At 73.0% G+C, this 20,642-nt stretch carries 16 protein-coding genes; 8 read left to right on the forward strand and 8 right to left on the reverse strand.

What is annotated here, in order from left to right; translation table 11 throughout:
- Window positions 1-6 precede the first annotated feature (6 nt).
- The 4 genes from FB465_RS21965 to FB465_RS21975 form a co-directional block, all read right to left on the reverse strand.
- Window positions 7-645 (reverse strand): DUF6758 family protein, encoded by a 639-nt coding sequence (locus FB465_RS21965; RefSeq protein ID WP_145793066.1) that lies wholly within the window; start codon window positions 643-645, stop codon window positions 7-9.
- Window positions 646-874: 229 nt separating this feature from the next.
- Complete coding sequence (locus tag FB465_RS35935) at window positions 875-1,021, reverse strand: hypothetical protein (protein ID WP_170290660.1); 147 nt, start codon at window positions 1,019-1,021, stop codon at window positions 875-877.
- Between the two features lie 322 nt (window positions 1,022-1,343).
- Window positions 1,344-2,213: an alpha/beta fold hydrolase gene (locus FB465_RS21970; RefSeq protein WP_145793068.1), complete on the reverse strand. Its 870-nt coding sequence runs from the start codon at window positions 2,211-2,213 to the stop codon at window positions 1,344-1,346.
- A gap of 352 nt (window positions 2,214-2,565) precedes the next feature.
- Window positions 2,566-4,161: a DEAD/DEAH box helicase gene (locus tag FB465_RS21975; protein ID WP_342791824.1), complete on the reverse strand. Its 1,596-nt coding sequence runs from the start codon at window positions 4,159-4,161 to the stop codon at window positions 2,566-2,568.
- Window positions 4,162-4,756: 595 nt separating this feature from the next.
- On the opposite strand from FB465_RS21975, the gene FB465_RS21980 reads away from it, so the two are divergent.
- Window positions 4,757-5,506, forward strand: coding sequence for a ferritin-like fold-containing protein (locus FB465_RS21980; RefSeq protein WP_145793070.1), 750 nt, complete (start codon window positions 4,757-4,759; stop codon window positions 5,504-5,506).
- Window positions 5,507-5,518: 12 nt separating this feature from the next.
- Here FB465_RS21980 and FB465_RS21985 read toward each other — a convergent pair whose 3' ends face one another.
- From FB465_RS21985 to FB465_RS21995, 3 genes are all read right to left on the reverse strand, one after another.
- Window positions 5,519-5,800: a hypothetical protein gene (locus FB465_RS21985; protein ID WP_145793071.1), complete on the reverse strand. Its 282-nt coding sequence runs from the start codon at window positions 5,798-5,800 to the stop codon at window positions 5,519-5,521.
- A gap of 157 nt (window positions 5,801-5,957) precedes the next feature.
- Complete coding sequence (locus FB465_RS21990) at window positions 5,958-6,185, reverse strand: DUF3107 domain-containing protein (RefSeq protein ID WP_145793073.1); 228 nt, start codon at window positions 6,183-6,185, stop codon at window positions 5,958-5,960.
- A 129-nt stretch (window positions 6,186-6,314) separates the two neighbouring features.
- Window positions 6,315-6,971 carry a TetR/AcrR family transcriptional regulator gene (locus tag FB465_RS21995; protein ID WP_145793075.1) on the reverse strand — a complete coding sequence of 219 codons (657 nt, stop codon included), beginning with the start codon at window positions 6,969-6,971 and terminating at the stop codon, window positions 6,315-6,317.
- A gap of 242 nt (window positions 6,972-7,213) precedes the next feature.
- Here FB465_RS21995 and FB465_RS22000 point away from each other — a divergent pair, with 242 nt between their 5' ends.
- The 5 genes from FB465_RS22000 (at window position 7,214) to moeZ (ending at window position 13,580) form a co-directional block, all read left to right on the forward strand.
- A complete protein-coding gene (locus FB465_RS22000; protein WP_145793077.1) occupies window positions 7,214-8,149 on the forward strand; it encodes an alpha/beta fold hydrolase in 936 nt (311 codons plus the stop codon).
- A 355-nt stretch (window positions 8,150-8,504) separates the two neighbouring features.
- A complete protein-coding gene (locus FB465_RS22005; RefSeq protein ID WP_145793079.1) occupies window positions 8,505-10,082 on the forward strand; it encodes a DUF3492 domain-containing protein in 1,578 nt (525 codons plus the stop codon).
- Window positions 10,082-11,161 carry a hypothetical protein gene (locus FB465_RS22010; protein WP_145793081.1) on the forward strand — a complete coding sequence of 360 codons (1,080 nt, stop codon included), beginning with the start codon at window positions 10,082-10,084 and terminating at the stop codon, window positions 11,159-11,161. Before FB465_RS22005 ends, FB465_RS22010 begins: the two co-directional genes overlap by 1 nt.
- Before the next feature lie 46 nt (window positions 11,162-11,207).
- Window positions 11,208-12,158 carry an NAD-dependent epimerase/dehydratase family protein gene (locus tag FB465_RS22015; protein ID WP_145793083.1) on the forward strand — a complete coding sequence of 317 codons (951 nt, stop codon included), beginning with the start codon at window positions 11,208-11,210 and terminating at the stop codon, window positions 12,156-12,158.
- A 243-nt stretch (window positions 12,159-12,401) separates the two neighbouring features.
- Window positions 12,402-13,580 carry an adenylyltransferase/sulfurtransferase MoeZ gene (moeZ, locus tag FB465_RS22020; RefSeq protein WP_145793085.1) on the forward strand — a complete coding sequence of 393 codons (1,179 nt, stop codon included), beginning with the start codon at window positions 12,402-12,404 and terminating at the stop codon, window positions 13,578-13,580.
- Between the two features lie 92 nt (window positions 13,581-13,672).
- Here the strand turns inward: moeZ and FB465_RS22025 are convergent, their stop codons facing one another.
- Window positions 13,673-16,408: a flippase-like domain-containing protein gene (locus FB465_RS22025; RefSeq protein WP_425461201.1), complete on the reverse strand. Its 2,736-nt coding sequence runs from the start codon at window positions 16,406-16,408 to the stop codon at window positions 13,673-13,675.
- A 143-nt stretch (window positions 16,409-16,551) separates the two neighbouring features.
- Here FB465_RS22025 and FB465_RS22030 point away from each other — a divergent pair, with 143 nt between their 5' ends.
- Both FB465_RS22030 and FB465_RS22035 read left to right on the forward strand, forming a co-directional pair.
- Entirely contained in the window at window positions 16,552-16,878 is a 327-nt protein-coding gene (locus FB465_RS22030) for an MGMT family protein (protein ID WP_145793087.1), read from the forward strand.
- Window positions 16,879-17,148: 270 nt separating this feature from the next.
- Window positions 17,149-20,550 (forward strand): ATP-dependent helicase, encoded by a 3,402-nt coding sequence (locus FB465_RS22035; RefSeq protein WP_145797508.1) that lies wholly within the window; start codon window positions 17,149-17,151, stop codon window positions 20,548-20,550.
- Window positions 20,551-20,642: the final 92 nt, after the last annotated feature.

Here is a 20,642-nt window from a genome sequence, read left to right on the forward strand (position 1 = left end):
GGATAGTCAGCCCAGCAGGCGGGGGGAGAGGGCTCCGCAGGGCAGCAGTCCCAGCTCCGCGCCGGCGTCCCGCAGGTCGGTCAGGACCAGCTCGTCGTACATCACCAGGGCCGACTGCTCGGGCCAGGCGATGGCCCAGAGCCACAGGCCGCGCGCCTCGCCGACGAAGACCGCGCGGTCCGACGGCGCGTCCGGTACGTGGAACATCGGGGTCGGGCGCCCCGCCGCGAGCAGCTTGGCGTCGGCGGGCTTGTAGAGCGAGACGGCCTCGCCCGGGTCGGGGCCGGGCAGGCCCGCGTACCGGGCGCCGAGCCCGACGCCCAACTCCTCCGCCACCAGCACCAACTCGCCGAACCCGCCCAGCGGGGCGGGTCCCGAGCAGGCGACGGCGGTGGCACGGGCGCCGGAGACGTCGTCCCCCGCATGCGCGATCCCGGTGAACAACCAGCCGACCGGTAGCGGCCAAGGCAGCCAGACCGGCACCTGGGAACGGGCAACGGCAACGCTCAGGGCTTCCACACTCGGGGGTAGCACCGGCTGCATCGGGTGCACGGCGCCATGCTGGTCACACTGCCAGGTGTCGGAGAAGAGACCGGGGGCGCGGACCCGACCGGCGCACCTCGGGCAGCTTGGCTCGCCCCTCATAGCCGACAACGCTCCTCCCTCCGGAGCGCCGCGTCAAGGACGATCACCCGTACGGAGTGCGTCGCGTCGTGGGTGGCCGCCCCGCTAGGGAATGTCCCGTCAGAGGCGGCGGCAAACGTGTCCCAGGTAGGACCGGGAGACACTGACGCCCCGTCATCCAGAAGCTCGATGACGGGGCGTCAGTGGGGTATCGGAACGTCGGACTCGGCGTGGGCCGGTCCGATGCGGGTCAGACCGCCTTGCACGGTCGGATGTAGAGGCGCTCGCCGGTGCGGGCGGCGGCCTCCACGAACTCGCGGACGGTCTCGGCGTCGGCGATCAGGCTGTCGGTGGCGGCGCCCTGGGCGTCGTCCAGGCGGAGGATCTCGAAACGCATGGGCCTCTCCTTTCCTTGCCTCACTGGCTGAGGCTGGTTCAGCTCGGTCTGTCGTGCGGGTGCTGCTGCTACTGCCTGCGGCGGCATGTGGCTCCCCCCTGTGCGCCCCTGGCCGAGGCTGTTGGTGCCTCATGGAACAGAGTGCCGCGATGCTGCTTCCGGCCGGTTGCCCGTCCGTAAAGTCCCGGTTTCGGCGAACTGTCGCCTTCATGGTCAACGGGGTCGACGGGCACAATGATTCCCGGACAGAATCAAATATTACCCGAGCTAACGAAATCTGTCCCGTGAGTTGTCACAACGGTGTGGGCTCACGCACACAGTGTCAGGTCCAGAACTCCACAAGCGCGGCCGCCGTGGCGGCCGGCTGCTCGGCGTTCGGGGAGTGGCCGGCGTCGTCGATCACCACGCGGAGGGCTCCCAGCCGCTCGGCCATCCGGGACTGCTCCTCCACCGGCCAGGCGTAGTCGCGCACCCCCGAGACCACCAGCTTCGGCAGCGGCACGGCGGCCAGCTCCGCCACCCGGTCGGGGCCGGAGATCAGGTGTTCCCCCGTGGTGATCAGCGCCTGTGGGACGTTGGCCACGAAGCGGCGGTGCAGGAAGTCGGCGATCTCGGGACGCAGCGGGACGGCGGCGCCGCCGTTGCCCTCCTCCATCTGCCGCATGACCTGCCAGATGGACTCCAGGTCCATCGTCTGCAGCGCGTCCACCAGCAGCTTGGTACGGGCCGCCTCGGCCGCGTCGATCGCGGCCGGCCCGGTGGAGAGCAGCGTCAGCGACCGCCAGGGCAGCTCCCGCCCCGCGCCGGCGGCGGCCAGCACGGCCTGGCGGACCACCTGGCCGCCGAAGGAGTGCCCGAGCAGGTGCAGCGGGCCGTCGGCGGCGAGTTCCGCGGAGAGCGCGAGTACATCACGGGCCAGCTCGTCGATCGCGTACGCCGCCGGGTCGTCCTGGCCGCCGGTCTCGTACTGCCCGCGCTGGTCGACGGCCACCACCCGGTACCCGGCCAGGGCGAGCGGCTCCAGGAGGGCGATGAAGTCCTCCTTGCTGCCGGTGAAACCGGGGACGAGGAGCGCCGTCCCGCGTACCGGTCCCGCCGGTACGGCCTGCAGTGCGGCGAAGTCGCCACGGGAGGTCGCCAGCCGCAGGGCGCGGGCACAGGCCGGGAGGGTGAGGAACAGCGGGGTGCTCATCGTACGGACTCCTGCGGACGGCTGGGCTGGGTCTTGAGCTTAGGGCCCCGCCCGTAGCTCGGTCAGCCCCGAGCGCCCCTGGATGGTGCAACTGGCGGCTTGCCTCAGGGCAGGGCGTCCGCCGGTAATGGGGTCACCACAGGGGCGCGGAGAACTGCGCGAGGCGGGAGGGCACACGGTGTCGCCTTCCGTCTTCGCGCAGTTCTCCCCCGGCCTTCGGCCGGGAGGTGCCCCCACGCGCCCCTGGAGAGTGCAACTGGCTCTGGTGCCTAACTGTCGGTGGAGCCTTCCGGAAAGGCGAACGGGCGGGTCGGATCGTGGTGATCCGGCCCGCCCGTTCGAGGGGGACTGCTCAGCTCTCCGGCGTGGCCTCACCGGCGGCGGCCGGGCGACGGGTGCGGGTGCGGCGGCGCGGTGCGGCGGTGCCCTCGTCCTTCGCCTCGGCGGCGGTCTCGGTCACGGCCGCGGTGGCCGTGCCCTCACCACCGGCGGCGGCGGCGCTGCGCGGGCGGCGACGGCGACGGCGCGGGGCCTCACCCTCGGCCGCGGCCTCCACAGCCGGAGCCTCGGCGGTTGCCGGGGCCTCGACCACGGCGCCCTCGACCACGGCGCCCTCGGCCACCTCGGAGCCCAGGCCGCCACGGGTGCGACGACGCTCACGCGGCTTGCGTGCCGGCCGCTCGGCCGGCTGCTCAACGGCCGGCGCAGCCGCGCGCCCGCCCTTGGCCCGGCCGCCGGAACGGGCGCCGCGCCCGCCGGTCTCGCCGAGGTCCTCGACCTCCTCCGCGCCCAGGCCGGCACGGGTGCGCTCGGAGCGCGGCAGGATGCCCTTGGTCCCCGGGGCGATCTTCAGCAGCTCGTAGAGGTGCGCGGAGGTCGAGTAGGTCTCCTCCGGCTCGTTGAAGCCGAGGTCCAGCGCCTTGTTGATCAGCTGCCAGCGCGGGATGTCGTCCCAGTCGACCAGCGTGACGGCGGTGCCGGACGCCCCGGCACGGCCGGTGCGGCCGATCCGGTGCAGGTAGGTCTTCTCGTCCTCGGGGCACTGGTAGTTGATGACGTGCGTGACGCCCTCGACGTCGATGCCACGGGCCGCGACGTCGGTGCAGACCAGCACGTCGACCTTGCCGCTCCGGAAGGCCCGCAGGGCCTGCTCGCGGGCGCCCTGGCCGAGGTCACCGTGCACCGCGCCGGCCGCGAAGCCGCGCTGGGTGAGCTGGTCGGAGACGTCGGCGGCGGTGCGCTTGGTCCGGCAGAAGATCATCGCCAGGCCGCGGCCCTCGGCCTGCAGGATGCGGGAGACCAGCTCGACCTTGTCGAGCGAGTGCGCCCGGAAGATGTGCTGGGTGGTGTTGGCCACGGTGTGGCCGGTGTCGTCCGGCGCGGCGGCCCGGATGTGGGTCGGCTGGCTCATGTACCGGCGGGCGAGGCTGATGACCTGGCCCGGCATGGTCGCCGAGAACAGCAGCGTCTGCCGCTTGGCGGGCAGCATGGTGATGATCTTCTCGACGTCGGGCAGGAAGCCCAGGTCGAGCATCTCGTCGGCCTCGTCGAGGACCAGCGCGCGGACCTTCGAGAGGTCGAGCTTGCGCTGCCCCGCCAGGTCGAGCAGGCGGCCCGGGGTGCCGACGATGATGTCGACGCCCTTCTTGAGCGCCTCGACCTGCGGCTCGTACGCACGGCCGCCGTAGATCGCGAGCACGCGGACGTTGCGGACCTTGCCGGCCGTCTGCAGGTCGTTGGTGACCTGGGTGCAGAGCTCGCGGGTCGGGACGACGATCAGCGCCTGCGGGCTGTCGCAGAGCTGGTCCTCGGTGGCCCGGCCGGCGTCGATGTCGGCGCGCACGACGACGCGCTCGATCAGCGGGAGGCCGAAACCGAGGGTCTTGCCGGTACCGGTCTTGGCCTGGCCGATGACGTCGTGGCCGGTCAGCGCGACCGGGAGGGTCATCTCCTGGATGGGGAAGGGGTGGATGATGCCGACGGCCTCGAGAGCCTCGGCGGTCTCCGGGAGGATCCCCAGCTCCCGGAAGGTGGTCTTGGTGGGTTCAGCGGTGGTGGACAGGGTGCTGCCTCTTCCATGTGGTGGGGCCGAGAGCGAGAGGGCGGCGGGCAGCCACGCGACTGCGTACGGGGCCTGGTCGGCCCTGCGGCAGCTGCGGGACGCACAACCGCGCCGGCCCCTGCGGCCTGCCGGTTCGGGCAGCCCGGTAACGGGCGCGTCGTCCGGCGGCGTGGGGGAGGATTCCCTGAGGGGCCATGCGCGGGACCTTCGCCGTGCGGCGCGGTCCGCGGCGGCCCTCGCTCGGCCACTGATGCGGTGCCAGGGCTTGAGGTCCAAGCCATGGTCGGAGCCGATCGGGTCTCCGACCGGGCATCCGCGTACGTGAGTGCCCGGTGTCCGTTACGGAGCACGCTCGTGCTGCCTGGGTACATCGGGCCTCACTACCACCATACAGTCAGGCGACGAGTCGAACACGTGACGCGTCTTACTCGGTGTGATCCGTGCCTGGTCGGGGACACCGGAGGGTCTAGGGTGGCGAGCCATGGAGACTCAGGCATCTTCGGCTTCTTCCGGTGACGACACCCCGACCGCCTCGACCGCCTCGATCGGTGACTGGGCGACCTGCGCGGCCGACCCCGGCTACCGGGCCGCCGTGCTGGACCTCCTCGGTGCCCTGGCGTACGGCGAGCTCAGCGCCTTCGAGCGGCTCGCGGAGGACGCCAAGCTCGCCCCGGGCCTGGCCGACAAGGCCGCGCTGGCCCGGATGGCCTCCGCCGAGTTCCAGCACTACCAGCTGCTGCACGACCGCCTGGTCGAGGTCGGCGAGGACCCGACCCAGGTGATGAACCCCTTCGTCGAGCCGCTGGAGTCCTTCCACCGGATGACCGCGCCCTCGGACTGGCTGGAGGGCCTGGTCAAGGCGTACGTCGGCGACGCCATCGCGACCGACTTCTACCGCGAGGTGGCCGTCCGGCTGGACGACGACACCCGCGACCTCATGCTGCGGGTGATGTCGGACACCGGGCACGCCCAGTTCGCCGTGGACCGGGTGCGGCAGGCGATCGAGGAGGACTCCCGGGTCGGCGGGCGGCTCGCGCTCTGGGGACGCCGGCTGATGGGCGAGGCGCTCAGCCAGGCGCAGCGGGTGGTGGCCGAGCGGGACGCGCTCTCCAACCTCCTGGTCGGCGGCGCGCACGTGCAGGGCTTCGACCTGGTCGAGGTCGGCAAGATGTTCAACCGGATCACCGAGGCGCACACCAAGCGGATGGCCGCCCTGGGGCTGGCTTCCTGATCGGCTGAGCGGCTAGGCGTGCCGGTGCCGGTGGCGGCCCTGCCGCGTGACCTGCCCCGGCCGCGCCAGCACCGAGACCAGCAGGACCGAGCTGACCGCCGAGACGGCGAGCGAGACGCCGGGCAGCCTCCCGTCGAGCGCGTAACCGGAGATCAGGCCGCCGAGCACGGCGGCCACCAGTGCGGTGGAGACGGTCAGGCTGCGTGCGGCCGGGAAGTACCCGGGGAGCAGGACGACGGCGCCGACGCCGACGGCCAGGCCGATGAGCACGAAGGCGATCGACTCGATGAGCACAGGCTGCCTCCCGGGGCGGTACGGGTCGTTGCTACACCCCTCGCCATACCCCGGGGCCGCCGGTGGTACGCGCACGGACGCGGAACGGCGGTGCCCCGTCCCTCGCGAGGAGGAACGGGGCACCGCCGGTTGCCTTGCTGATGACGCTCTCGGCGCCTCAGATGGTGCCGAAGCCCACCTTGCGCACGCTGGGCTCACCGATCTCCACGTACGCCAGGCGCTCGGCCGGGACGATGACGCGGCGGCCGTGCTCGTCGGTCAGCGTGAAGAGCTTCGAGGTGCCCTCCACCGCCTTCGCGACCGCGCTCTCGACCTCATCGGCAGTCTGCGTGCTCTCGAGAACGATCTCTCGGGGCGCGTTCTGCACGCCGATCTTGACCTCCACGGCTTCCGTCCCTCCGGGGTTGCAGCCATCCACGCGCGGAGCGCCTCGAACGGGTGTTCGTGGCGACCGTGCCGTACGGCTTCACCTTAGAGCAACACCCTCTCCGCGCGACGAAGGTCCGATGATCGTCTACTCGGCGCTCGGGGCGGCTCCCTGGTCGCCCGGGTGCATCGGGAAGCCCTTCAGGCCGCGCCAGGCCAGGCTGGCGACCAGCCGGACGGCCTCGTCCCGAGGGATCTCCAGACCCTGGGAGAGCCAGTAGCGGGCGGTGATCTGGGCCAGGCCGCAGACGCCGACGGCCAGCAGCTTGGCCTCTCCCTCGGGGAGGTCGGTGTCCTCGGCGATCACCGCGCTGACCAGCGTGGCGCTGGCGTCCGCGGCCCGCTCGACCCGCTCGCGAACGGCGGGCTCGTTGGTCAGGTCGGACTCGAAGACCAGCCGGAACGCGCCGGACTCGCTGGAGACGTAGTTGAAGTACGCCTCCATGGTCGCGGCCACGCGCTGCTTGTTGTCGGTGGTTGCGGAGAGGGCGTCCCGGGTCGCGTCGACGAGGGCGTCGCAGTGCTTGTCGAGAAGGGCGAGGTAGAGCTCCAGCTTTCCGGGGAAGTGCTGGTAGAGCACCGGCTTGCTGACCCCGGCGCGGTCCGCGATGTCGTCCATCGCCGCGGCGTGGTAGCCCTGGGCGACGAACACCTCCTGCGCGGCACCGAGCAGTTGTTCGCGGCGGGCGCTTCGCGGCAGGCGGGCACCGCGCGGGCGCTCCTGCGCCTCCTGGATGGCCGTCACGGGCGCTCCTCACTTCACGGTCTGCGGCAGGCGCGCCCAGACTTGGACGGTGTGCCGTGCATAGCTGGCAAGGTCACTGATTCTACTTTCGGGTAACTGGATCTGCGCCGGTCGAAGGCGAGAAAAGCTCAGCAACCCCCTTGTCGGGAGCCCACAATACGGGGCTGACCTGTGCTGTCCAGAGGGTGAGACCGTGCAGGGGGCTGGGGCTGCCGGGCCCGCTCTCACTACCATCGTGCTCCATGAGTGCTGAGCAGCAGCTGGCGGCCGAGTCCGAAGCAGCCGGGCCCGTGGTGGCCGAGCCCGTCCGTACCGTCGCCGTCCCGGGTGCCGTCCTCGCGGTGAGCGGGCCGTCCGCCGCCTCCGACGGGCTGCCGCCGGCGCTCTTCGTACACGGGCTCGGCGGCTCGTCCGACAACTGGACCGAGCTGATGGCCGACCTCTCCGACGTGGTGTCGGGCGAGGCCGTGGATCTGCCCGGCTTCGGCTGGTCGGCGCCGCCGCAGGACGGCAACCTCTCGGTGTCCGGGCACGTCAGGGCCGTGATCGGGTATCTGGAGGCGTCCGGGCGCGGTCCGGTGCACCTGTTCGGCAACTCGCTCGGCGGCGCGGTGGCCCTCCGGCTCGCGGCGCTCCGGCCCGACCTGGTGCGCAGCCTGACGCTGATCTCGCCCGCGCTGCCCGAGCTGCCTCCGCAGCGCTCGGCCTGGCCGACCGGCCTGCTGGCGGTGCCCGGCGTGCCCGCGCTGCTGCAGCGCGTCCCCGCCAACGGCGACCGCAGCGCCGAGGACGCCACCGAGGGCCTGCTGCGGCTGGTCTACGGCGACCCGGCGGCGATACCGGCGGAGCGCCGCGACCGCGCGGTGACCGAGTACCGGCGCCGGGCGGGCCTGCCGTACGCGCTGCAGGTGATGGTCGGCTCGGCGCGCGGGATCGTCTCCGCGTACACCGAGCGCGGCGACCAGTCGCTGTGGCGGCAGGCGGAGCAGATCAGGGTGCCGGTGCTGCTGGTGTACGGGCTGAAGGACCGGCTGGTCTCCTACCGGTCCGCCCGGCGGGCCTGCGCGGCCTTCGCGGACGCCCGGCTGCTGGTGCTCCCGGAGTCCGGCCACGTCGCGATGATGGAGCACCCCGCGCAGGTCGCGCGGGCGGTGCGGGAGCTGCTCGCCGAGGTCTGAGCACCGCGCCGAACGCGGCACTCCGCTCGAGGTAACGCCGGTTCACTCGTTCAGGTGGCAACCAGGCAGGTGAGCGAGGAGTTGTCAGCGATTCGTTCTACCTTCGTGCTGTCAGACCGAACAGGTGTGGGGGAGTAGCGGCCGTCGGATGCCCAAGGGGCGGCTGTGCAGGGGCGTCGGTGCCTCCCCGGCACCGTGACCGCAGGGAGAGCGGTCCCGGTGCCGGGCGGCGCTGCCGAGCGCCTTGTGGGCCCATCTGAGTATTGGCGTGTCGGCTGATCAGGCTCCCTGTCGTGACGTAGTTGCACCCAGGTCATTCGAAGGCCGTTCGAACCGCTCAGCTCTGGAGGTCGTCGTGCGCGTTGCTCTGCTCACCGAGGGCACTCATCCGTACGCACCGCGTGGTGGCGCCGCCTGGTCCGGCCGACTGGTGGAGGGGCTGGCCGAGCACGAGTTCCGGCTGTACCTGCTGGCCAGGGGCGGCCGGCCGGTCGCGGTGCCACCCGGTCGGCTCGCGGCGGTGCACGAGCTGCCGATGGGGGGTCGCCGGCCGGCCGGGCGCGGCCCGGCGGTGCACCGGCGCAGGCTGTACGTCCAGGCCTACCGGGACATGGTGCGCGCCCTGGTGATGCCGAACGAGCGCGGCTCGTTCGCCGCCGGCCTCTACCGGCTGGCCGCGCTCGCCCGTGAGGACGGCGGCCTGCCCGCCTTCCTCGCCTCCGGCCATGCCCAGCGCACCCTGGAGACGGTCTGGCGCGCCCCCGGCGCGGACACCGCGGCCGGACAGCCCCAGGTCTGCGACGTGCTGGTGGCGGGGGACTTGCTGGAGCAGTGCCTGCGGCCGCTCTCCGCACCCTGGTACGGCACCGGCGAGGGCGGGCTCGGCGCGGCCGACCTCTGCCATGTGGTCGGGGGCGGCCCGGCGGTGTTGCCCGCGCTGGTGGCCAGACAGCTGCACGGGGTGCCGTTCGTGATCACCGAGCACGGCCTGCACCTGCGCGAGCAGTACCGCAGCTACCGCACCGCGCCGTACCGCTGGCCCGTCCGGGCCCTGATGCTCAGCTTCTTCAGACTGCTGGCCGAGGAAACGTACCGGCAGGCCGCCGTGCTCACCCCCGGCAGCACCTACGACCAGCGGTGGCAGCAGCGCTGCGGCGCCGACCCGGCCAGGACCAGGGTGGTCCACGAGGGCACCGACGCGGTGGCCCGCGAGGCGGCCGGGCCCGAGCCCGAGACGCCGACCCTGGTCTGGGCGGGCTCACTGGAGCCCGGCCGGGACCCTGACCTGATGCTGCACGCCTTCGCCCGGGTGCGGGCCGAGTGCCCGCAGGCCCGGCTGCGGATGTACGGCGAGGAGGGCGCGCCGGGGTACCTCGCACACTGCGAGGCGATCGCGGAGCGCCTCGGGCTCGCCCCGGCGGTGTCCTTCGAGGGGCGGCCGCCGGGTCTGGCCGAGGCCTGGTCGGCCGGCAGCGTGGTGGTCTTCTCGGCACTCGCACAGCGCAGCCCGCGGCTGCTGGCGGACGCGATGCTCAGCGGGCGCGCCGTGGTCTCCACCGAGGTCGGGGTGGCCCGCGAGGTGGTGGGGCCGACGGGCCTGCTCGTCCCGCCGCGCAGCCCACAGGCCCTGGCCGGCGCCTGCCTGGCGCTGCTGGATGACGAGGAGCGCAGGGCGCGGCTCGGCCTGGCGGGCCGCCTGCGGGCGCAGGAGCGTTTCGCCGTCGAGCCGGTGGTGACGGCCTTCCGGGAGATCTATCTGGAGCTGGTCTCGCGCTGGCCGGCCTTCCCGGCCACCGCCACCGGGGCGGACCGGGCCAGGCCCTTCACCCGCCCCGCCGAGTACTGGGTGGCCGGCACCGGCCCGGCCGCCGGGACCGTCCCCGACACCCCTGCCGGGGCCGCCGAGCCGGGAGCGCTGGCGGAGGCGGTCTGATGGCCCGACGAGAACCTGCCCCCGGGCCACCGGGCGGCACCGGGGTCACCGAGCGGACCAACCCGCCTCCGGGGGACCCGGTGCGCGAGCTGATGGAGCGTCACCGAGCCCTCTGCGAGCAGGCCGTCGACGTGCTGGAGATCGCCGCAGCGCTGGAGGATGCCGGGATCGGGCCCGCCGAGGCCGGGCACTACCGGCACGCGGACGTCTTCTCGCTCGCCGAGGAGCTGTACGCCCGGGTGCCGCGCCGCCCGCCCTCATCCGGTGCGCCCCCGCGCGCCGAGCCGTGGCGGCGCAGGGCAGCCCGGGCGTTGCGCACGGCGGCGGTGCACGCGCTGCCCTGTGGGGTGCTGTTCGCCGGGCGGGTCCTGCTGCCGTCACCGGGCGGCCCGGTCGGCCTGCTCGTGGTCCTGCTGTGCGGAGGTTGGCTGGTGTGGGTCGCGGCCGGGCTGCGCATCCTGCCGCGGCTCGGGTACGGCCTGGGAGTGGCGCTCGTCCTGCTGGTCCCGGTGGTGGCCGAGGGCCGGGTCGGTGCGGCGCTCGGGCTTGCGGCCGCGGTGGCCATGGGGTCCGTCGAGTGGTCGGTCGGCTGGCTGCGGCACGCCGCCCGGGGCCACCTCGGTGCGGCCGGGACGATGGCGGACTTCCGTGCCCGGATGCGGCCGGTCCTCCCGGTCGCGCTCGGCCTGCACCTCGCGGTGTCGGCGGCGCTCGGCTATGCCGCGCTGGCCGTGCTCGCCGCCCTCGTCCCACGGCCCGGTCCCGCCCCCGGCGGGCTGCTGCACGAGGCCGCCCAGCGGGCGTCCGGCCCCCAGTGGGCGGCCCAGGCCGCGCTCGGCCTGCTGCTGGTGCTCGCCGCCGCACTGCTCCGCTGCGGCCGGCCCGGCCCCGCGGTCGGCGGGCTGCTGGCCGCCGGCGGCGGGAGCGCTCTGCTGACGGTGCTTCAGTACGACCCCGCCGCCGCGCAGTTGCTCTGCTGCGGCGTGGCGGCCGGCGTGCTGCTCCCGTACGCCTTCGTCGTCATAGGCCGCCCCGGGGCGTATCGCCCCGAGCCTCCGCTCTCACCTGAACACTCGTAACCTGCCTGGGCCCGCGCGGGCCCGGCTTCGTGGAAGGACACCCCCGATGAGGGTGCTGCTGCTGGGTGCCGACGGCTTCATCGGCCGTCGGGTCGCCGACCGCCTGCTGACCGAGGAGGAGTTGCAGGTCACCGTGCTCGGCCGGCGTGACTCGGCCGACATCCGCTTCGACCTGACGGCGGGCAGCCCCGGGGCGCTGGCCAGATTCCTGGACGCGGTGGCCCCGCAGGTGGTGATCAACTGCGCGGGCGCGACCTACGGGTCCTCACGCACCCTGATCAAGTCGAACACCCTTGCCGTGGCGACGGTCTGCGAGGCGATCCGGCGCAGCCGGGAGCCGGCCCGGCTGGTGCACGTGGGCTCGGCGGCCGAGTACGGGCCGATGCCGGCCGGTGCGCCGATCCCCGAGGGCGCCGAGCCGCGGCCGGTCGGCCCGTACGGGGTCTCCAAGCTGGCCGGTACCGAGCTGGTGATCTCCTCCGGTCTGGATGCCGCGGTGCTGCGGGTTTTCGACGTGGTCGGCCCCGGTTCCCCGACCGCCTCGCTGTTCGGGCGGCTCGCGGAGGGCCTGCGGCGGGCCCTGGAGCACGACGAGTCCCAGGTGCGGATGCCGGACCTGTCCGGATACCGAGATTTCGTGGACGTCCGGGACGTCGCCAGGGCGATCCAGGCGGCTGCCGTGTCCGCCGCCACGGGCGTGATCAACATCGGCAGCGGCCATGCCGTCCGGGCCCGGGACGCGGCCCAGCTGCTGGTCCGCGCCTCCGGATTCGAGGGCACGGTCAGCGAGGACGCCCGCCAGGTGCTGGTCCCCGGCCAGACCGCCACCGGCCCCGACCAGCTGCAGCGGACGCTGGACCCGCGCCCCGTCATCGAGCCCGTTCAGTGGCGGCAGGCCGACGTCCGTACCGCCCGGGATCGTCTCGGCTGGCGGACACAGGTCCCGCTGGAGGAGTCGCTCGGGGACATCTGGCTGGAGACGGCCTGCCGGGTCTGAGGCTCTCGAGCAGGATCGGGCCCCTGTGGTTGGCCCACTGCCCCACCTGCCGGCTGCCCACGTGGCGGAGCCTCTTAACCAGGCGCGTTTTCCTGCGCGGCGCGTATACCCCGGTCCCACGATCCGGTGTCGGTCGTCTCGCCTGTCGGACGGCCTGTCTCGGAATACCGGAGCGGCATGACACTGTTGGCGTAGCTGTAATCGAAAGCTGTAACCGAACTACTGACGACCATCGGAGTCCCCGTGTCGCTGCCACCCCTGGTCGAGCCGGCCGCCGAGCTCACCGTCGACGAGGTCCGCCGGTACTCCCGCCACCTGATCATCCCCGATGTCGGGATGGCCGGGCAGAGGCGGCTGAAGAACGCCAAGGTGCTGTGCGTCGGCGCCGGCGGCCTCGGCTCGCCCGCGCTCATGTACCTGGCCGCGGCGGGCGTCGGCACGCTCGGCATCGTCGAGTTCGACACCGTTGACGAGTCCAACCTGCAGCGGCAGATCATCCACGGCCAGTCCGACATCGGCCGCTCCAAGGGCGAGTCGGCGCGGGACTCGGTCAAGGAGATCAACCCCTACGTCAACGTGATCCTCCACGAGGAGCGCCTCGACAACTCCAACGTCATGGAGATCTTCTCCGGCTACGACCTGATCGTGGACGGCACCGACAACTTCGCCACCCGGTACCTGGTGAACGATGCCGCGGTGCTGCTCGGCAAGCCGTACGTCTGGGGTTCGATCTACCGCTTCGACGGCCAGGCCAGCGTCTTCTGGGCCGAGCACGGCCCGTGCTACCGCTGCCTCTACCCGGAGGCCCCGCCGCCAGGCATGGTCCCGTCCTGCGCCGAGGGCGGCGTGCTGGGCGTGCTCTGCGCGTCCATCGGCTCGATCCAGGTCACCGAGGCGATCAAGCTGCTGGCCGGTGTCGGCGAGCCGCTGGTCGGCCGACTGATGATCTACGACGCCCTGGAGATGAACTACCGCCAGGTCAAGGTCCGCAAGGACCCGAACTGCGCGCTCTGCGGCGACAACCCGACGGTCACCGAGCTGATCGACTACGAGGCCTTCTGCGGCGTCGTGTCGGAGGAGGCCCAGGCTGCCGCCGCGGGCTCCACGATCACCTCGAAGCAGCTCAAGGAGTGGCAGGACGACAAGGAGGACATCTTCCTCGTCGACGTCCGCGAGCCCGGCGAGTACGAGATCGTCAACATCCCCGGCGCCGTGCTGATCCCGAAGAACGAGTTCCTGATGGGCAACGCGCTGGAGACGCTGCCGCAGGACAAGAAGATCGTGCTGCACTGCAAGTCGGGCGTCCGCTCGGCCGAGGTGCTGGCCGTCCTCAAGTCCGCCGGCTTCTCCGACGCCGTCCACCTGGGCGGCGGCGTGCTCGGCTGGGTCAACCAGATCGAGCCCCACAAGCCGGTCTACTAGACCTCGGCTGACAGCCGGAAGGGCCGCCCACTCAAGCTGAGTGGGCGGCCCTTCCGGCTGTCGAGGACCTGTCGGAGCCCGTCCGGAACCGTCTAGAGCGCTCCCTTGCGCTGCAGCACGTTGTACGAGATCCAGCCCGGGATCACCGGCAGCCAGAAGGTCAGCGCCCGGTACAGGAAGACCGCCGGCGTCGAGGCCGAGGCGGGGACACCGGCGAACGTCAGCGCCGTGATCAGTGCGGCCTCCACCGCGCCGACCCCGCCCGGCGTCGGGATGGCCGAGCCGGCCGCGTTGGCGGTCAGGAAGACGACCGCCACGGCCGAGAAGCTGATCGACCCGCCGAAGGCCAGCACGGAGGCGTCGAGGCAGGCCGTGAAGCAGAGGGTCAGCAGGAGGATCCCGCCGAAGCCCGTGAACAGCTTGCCGGGCTGACGCATCAGATCGAGCATCCGGGGGACGACGCCGAAGAACAGCGAGCGCACCCGCGTCACCACGAACCGGCGCAGCGGAGCGACGGCGGCGACCACCAGGGCCAGCACCGCCGCCGTGAGGACCGCGATGATCACCGCTCGCGAGGCGCCGAGATCCCCGTTGGTCTGGCTGCCGGTGATCAGGCCGAAGCAGAACAGCAGCAACAGGTGCCCGCTGAGGCCGGCCAGCTGCGACGCGCCCACGCTCGCCGCCGCCGGGCCGGAGCGAATGCCGGACTTCTGCAGATACCGGGTGTTCAGCGCGATACCGCCGATCGCCGCGGGTGCGACCAGCTTCACGAAGGACCCGGCCACCTGCGCCGCGACGGTGCGGCCGAACGGCAGCCGCTCCGGCACGAAGCCGGTCAGGCTCATCGCCGCCGCACCGTAGCTGAGCACGGCGGCTACCAGGGCGACCGCCGCCCAGCCCCAGTCCATCTGGGAGAGCTTGAGCTGCGCCGGCTTGATCTGGGTCAGCGCCAGATAGGCGGCGAAGCCCAGCGCGATCACCGTGATCAGGGTCTTCGGCTTGAGCCGCTCGAGCTTGGCGGGTGCCAGCGGGGCCTCGGGCGCGATCTGCAGGATCTGGCCGCGGATCTGGCTCAGCAGGTCCTCGCTGGCCGTGGCGATGTCCTCCTCGGCCTGCTGCTGGGTCCGCTCGCCCGCTGCCACCTGCTCCAGGGCCACCGCCTGGGCGGCGGCCTTGCGCTCCTTGACCAGGCGCTTGAGATCGATGCGGGTGGAGCGGCTCATGCCGACCGGCTGCAGCAGGGGCAGGGAGGCGGCGACCCGGTCGGCGCCGAGCACCCGGTTGGCCACCGCGACCGACCGTTCCGGCCCGACCCGCAGGGCGAAGGTGGTGAGCAGCTGCGCGACGTCGATCCGCAGGGTCAGGTCGCCCGCCGCGATGTCACCGCCGGAGAGGTTCACCAGACAGCCGGTCTTCTCGTCCACCACCAGGAGTGACTCGCCGGTGAGCCGCCGATGCGCGATCCGGCGCTCGTGCAGTGCGGTGACCGACTCCCAGAACGAGGCCATCACCTGGTCGGTGATCTCCTCGTCCTCCAGTTCGTCAAGCGTCCGCCCGGCCACCTGTTCGTACACCAGGATGGCGGCGTCCGGGCCGAGCTCGGAGGTGGCCACCAGCTGCGGGGCGCGGGCGCCGGAGGCGGCGGCCGCGTACGCGATCAGGGCCTCCTGCTCCAGTGCCTGGCGCAGCGACTGCGGGCTGCGGCGGACGGCCACCGAGCGCAGGCGCAGGCGTCGCCAGGCGCGGTAGAAGAAGCCGGATGCCTGCTGTTCCCGGTCGATGATGTGGACGTCCAGCGGCGGGCCGTCCTGCTGGACGACGTAGTAACGCCTGGTCCCGCCGGGGGCGTCGGGGGCGCGGTGCGCGCCCACCGGGGCGAAGCCGACCTTCCGCAGGCCGATCAGCAGGTGCTTCCCGGTCGGCCGGATGTTCGGCGAGCCGATCGCGTACAGCGTGCCGTACGCGACGGACCAGCCGATCAGGACCGTCAGGATCAGCGACAGCAGCGTGGCGTAGCCGCTCACCAGTTCCGTGATCCCGCTGAGGATCACCACCACCCAGAGCGCGACCCGCCAGCGCGGGCGGCTCGACATGCCGACCGCCGTCATATAGGCGATCACCGGCGCGAGGTAGCCGTGCACCGGGTCGGTCAGCGTCTGGCCGCCGTCGGGCGGCAGCTGGGTCAGGGCGTCCCGGATCGCGGGTGGTGCCCCGGCCGCGACCCACCAGTCGACGCCCAGCGAGACCCCGTACGCGAGTACCGAGGCCAGCACGCCGTCGGCGACCCGGAGGCCGTCCCGCTTGATCAGGCGCTCGACGGCGAAGGCGAGCGGGACGGCCAGTACCGCGACGCTCGACACCAGGGCGGCGATGGTGCTCAGGACGTTCGGGATCCGGTGGGCGTTGACGGAGATGTCGTTCTCGAGGCCCGTGGTGGTCGAGATCGCGAATCTGGCGACCAGGAAGAGCGCGATGATGCCCAGGACGCCGGTCAGGAACCGGATCAGATCGGACGGCCGGTGCGCTCGGGCGGCGAGCAGCGGCTCGTCCACGGCGAGGTCGCCGCCGTTCGGTGGCTCCTCGGCCGCCACGCCCTTCTCCCCCTTGTCCGGTGATACCGGCTTGTCCAGTGATACCGGTGGTACCGGAGACACCTCTGCTGCCGATGGTGCCGGAGACACCTCAGGCGCCGGTGGAACCCGCGGTGCCGGTGGGACCGGTCGCGGCTCCTCAGGTTCCTGCGGCAGGTCGTGGCCCGAGCCCGCGGAGCGACCGGTGGCGGACTCGTCCGAGCCCTCGTCCACGTCCACGCCTGCCGTCCCGGTCATCTGGTCTTGTCCTCGTATCACCACTCACCGCCCCGAAGATGGTGGCATGCCCGGCCGACTCGCGCTGGACAGGGGCCGTATCGGGCGCGGCGAATCCCCCGCACGGGGCTCCGGAATCGACCGGATGGGGAAGAATGCCGCAGATGACGGAGAGTGGGAACGCGGGCGAACTGCCGCCCTTCGCCGAGTCGGTGCTCGACCTTACCGAGCGGATCCCGCCCGGCCGGGTCATGACGTACGGGGATGTCGCCGAGTTTATCGGCCAGGGCGGGCCCCGGCAGGTCGGCCGGGTGATGGCGCTGTACGGCGGCGCGGTGCCCTGGTGGCGGGTGATCCGGGCCGACGGCCGGCCGCTGCCCGACCACGAGGACCGGGCCCTCGCCAACTACCGGGTGGAGGGCACCCCGCTGCGCGACGTCGGCGGCGAGCCCCGGGTCGACCTGAAGCGCGCGCGCTGGGACGGGAAGTAACCACACACCGAGGAGCCTGCGCCGCGGCCTGCCCCCGCATTCCTCACACCGGGCGCACCCGGCACCTCATGCGCCCCCTTTTTCCGGCCATCGGGCGCGGCTCGGGGTCCAGCTGCCGGGAAACGGGTGCGCGGGCGGACATGACGGGGCAGGATCGTAGGCTCGTTGCGTACGGGCCCGGCCCGGCCCACCCGATCTCCACCGCTCAGGACCTCCGTGACCTCCCCCTTCAGACTGGTGCGCAGCCCGCTCGCACAGCCCGCCCCGCCGATGCTGGACGCGTACCAGCGGGCGGTGGCCGAGCACGCGGGCGGTCCGCTGCTGGTGCTCGCGGGGCCGGGGACGGGCAAGACCACCACGCTGGTGGAGTCGGTGGTCCGGCGGATCGAGAGCGGTACCGACCCCGAGCGGATCCTGGTGCTCACCTTCAGCCGCAAGGCGGCGATGGAGCTCCGCGACCGGATGACCGCCCGGCTGGGCAGCTCCCGGGTGTCCCCGCAGGCGACCACCTTCCACTCCTTCTGCTACGCCCTGCTCCGCGCGCACCAGGACCCGGAGTCGTACGCCGAGCCGCTGCGGCTGCTGTCGGGGCCCGAGCAGGACGTGATGGTCCGTGAGCTGCTCGCGGGCGGCGCCGAGGACGCCAAGCTGGGCATAGGCCGGATCAGCTGGCCGCTCGACCTGCGGGCCTGCCTCACCACCCGTGGCTTCGCCGACGAGGTCCGCGCCGTGCTGGCCCGTAGCCGCGAGCTCGGGCTCGGTGAGGCCGAGTTGGCGCGCTTCGCGGACGGCGTCCAGCGCCCCGACTGGGCCGCCGCCGCGCACTTCCTCGCCGACTACCTCGACGTGCTCGACCTGCGCGGCGTACTGGACTACGCCGAGCTGGTGCACCGCGCGGTGCTGCTCGCCGAGCGGCCCGAGGTGGGCGCCGAGCTCCGGCAGCGGTACGAGGTGGTCTTCGTCGACGAGTACCAGGACACCGACCCCTCGCAGGTCCGGCTGCTCAGGCAGCTCGCGGGCGGCGGGCGCGACCTGGTGGCCGTAGGGGACCCGGACCAGTCGATCTACGCCTTCCGCGGCGCCGACATCAACGGCATCCTCGACTTCCCGCAGTCCTTCCCGCAGGCCGACGGACGGCCGGCCGAGGTCAAGGTGCTGCGGGTCTCCCGGCGCTCCGGCGCCGTCCTGCTGGCGGCGACCCGGGAGCTGGCCCGCCGGATGCCGATGGGCCGGCTGCCCGCCGACAAGCTGGCCCAGCACCGCGCGCTGCTGCCCTCCCGCGAGGGGGGCAAGGTCGAGGTCTACACGTACCCGACCCCCGGCACCGAGCTGGACAGCATCGCGGACCTGCTCCGCCGCGCGCACCTGGAGGACGGGGTGCCGTGGGGCGAGATGGCGGTGCTGGTCCGGGCCGGGTCGCGCTCCATCCCGGGCGTGCGGCGGGCGCTGAGCGCGGCCGGCGTACCGCTGGAGATCGACGGCGACGACCTGCCGCTGCGCGAGGAGCCGGCCGTGGCCCCGCTGCTGCTGGCCCTGCGGGTCTGCGCCCAGCCCGCCGAGGCCTGCACCGCCGAGCTGGCCCGCACCCTGCTGACCGGCCCGCTCGGTGGGCTGGACGGCTCCGACCTGCGGCGCTTGGGGCGCGCGTTGCGCGAGGAGGAGCGCCAGGCGCTGAGGCAATCCAGTCAGTTGCACCACCAGGGGCGCGAGGAACTGCGCGAAACGGAAGATCTGTTCCCGGAACTGGACCTTCTCGCAGCAACTGGGCACCCCGAGACCGCCCTGCGCGACCGAGTGCCTCCTGAGGTCGGCGAAGCGGTGACGGCGGGGGATCTTCCGTCTCGCGCAGTTCCCCGCGCCCCTGGGGGCGGCCCGGTGCGGTCTGCTGACGAGTTGATCCGGGAGGCGCTGGCGGAGCCCGAGCGGCTGGTCGCGATGGACCCGCTGTACGCCCGCCGGGCCCGGGACCTGGGCGTGCTGCTGCGCAAGGTGCGCGAGCTGCTGGCCGGCGGCGGCAGTGCCGAGGATGCGCTCTGGGAGCTCTGGGACGGCAGCCGGCGCTGGCGGGAGCGGCTGGAGCGCTCCGCCCTGCGCGGTGGCGCGGCAGGCCGTAACGCCGACCGCGACCTCGACGCGCTCTGCGCCCTCTTCGAGACCGCCGCCCGCGCCGAGGAACAGGTCACCGGACACCGGGGCGCGCTGGACCTGCTGGCCGAGCTGGAGGCCCAGGACATCGCCGCCGACACCCTCACCGTCCGGGCGGTGCGGCCGGAGGCCGTACGCCTGATGACGGCCCACCGGTCCAAGGGCCTGGAGTGGCGGCTGGTCGTGGTGGCCGGGGTCCAGGACGGCCTCTGGCCGGACCTGCGGCGCCGGGGCTCCCTCCTCGAGGCGGACCGGATCGGCCGGGACGGCCTGGCCGAGCCGCTCTCCCCGTCCGCGCTGCTCGGCGAGGAGCGCCGGCTCTTCTACGTCGCCGCGACCCGGGCGAAGGAGCGGCTGATCGTCACCGCCGTCAAGGCCCCGGCCGAGGACGGCGACGAGCCGTCCCGCTTCCTGCGCGAGCTGTACCGCGAGGAGCTCGACCCTCGCACCGGCCGGGTCCGCAGCCGGACCCCGCAGGTCACCGTCGAGGACGTCACCCACCGCCCGCGCCGCCCGCTCGCCGTGTCGGCGCTGGTCGCCGAGCTGCGTGCGGTCACCGTCGACCCCGGAAGGGCGCCCGAGCTGCGCCGCGCAGCCGCCGAACGGCTGGCCCAGCTGGCCGCCGCCACCGACGAGGACGGCTACCCCCTGGTGCCCGCCGCCCACCCGGACCGCTGGTGGGGCCTGGTCGACCGGACCGACGCCCCCGAGCCGCTGCGCGATGCGACCGAGCCCGTCCGGCTCTCCGGCAGTGGCCTGGAGCAGCTGGAGAACTGCTCGCTCCAGTGGTTCCTGGACAAGGACGTCAAGGCGGCGAGCACCACCACGGCCGCCCAGGGCTTCGGCAACGTGGTGCACGCGCTCGCCGACGAGGTCGGCTCCGGCCGCACCCCGGCGGACCTGGCGGTCCTGATGGAGCGGTTGGACACCGTCTGGGACGCGCTCGCCTTCGACGCCCCCTGGAAGTCCCACCAGGAGAAGGACCAGGCCCGCGCGGCCCTTGAACGCTTCCTGCACTGGCACGTCCTGGAACGCGGCCGCACCACCGTCGCCACCGAGCACGGCTTCGACCTCACCCTCCCGGTCGGCGGGATCAACGTCCGGATCCGGGGCTCGATGGACCGGGTGGAGCAGGACGAGATCGGCCGGGCGTACGTGGTCGACTTCAAGACCGGCAAGCAGATCCCCACCGAGAAGTCGCTGCCCGAGCACAAGCAGCTGGCGGTCTACCAGCTCGCCGTACGCGGCGGGGCGCTCGCCGGGCTGCCCGGCTTCGAGGACGGCGCGGAGACCGGCGGGGCCGAGCTGGTGCACCTGCGCGAGCCCGCCAAGGGGGACGCCGAGAGTCCCAAGGTGCAGCAGCAGGGGCCGCCGGACGGTGAGCCGTGGATCGAGAACCTGCTCGCCGACGCGGCGGGACGCGTGCTCGCCGAGCGCTTCGTCCCGTCGGCGGGGGACAACTGCACCCGCTGCTCGTTCCGCAGCAGCTGCTCGGCGCAGCGGGACGGCCGCCAACTGATCGATTAGCGGATCGGGCTAGCTGATCAGGGGCGCGGGGAGCTGCGCTGGGCGGTAGGTGCGGCACCGTCGCTTCCGGTTTCGCGCAGTTCCCCGCGCCC

The organism is Kitasatospora atroaurantiaca (assembly GCF_007828955.1).
GTDB classification, from domain to species: Bacteria; Actinomycetota; Actinomycetes; order Streptomycetales; family Streptomycetaceae; genus Kitasatospora; species Kitasatospora atroaurantiaca.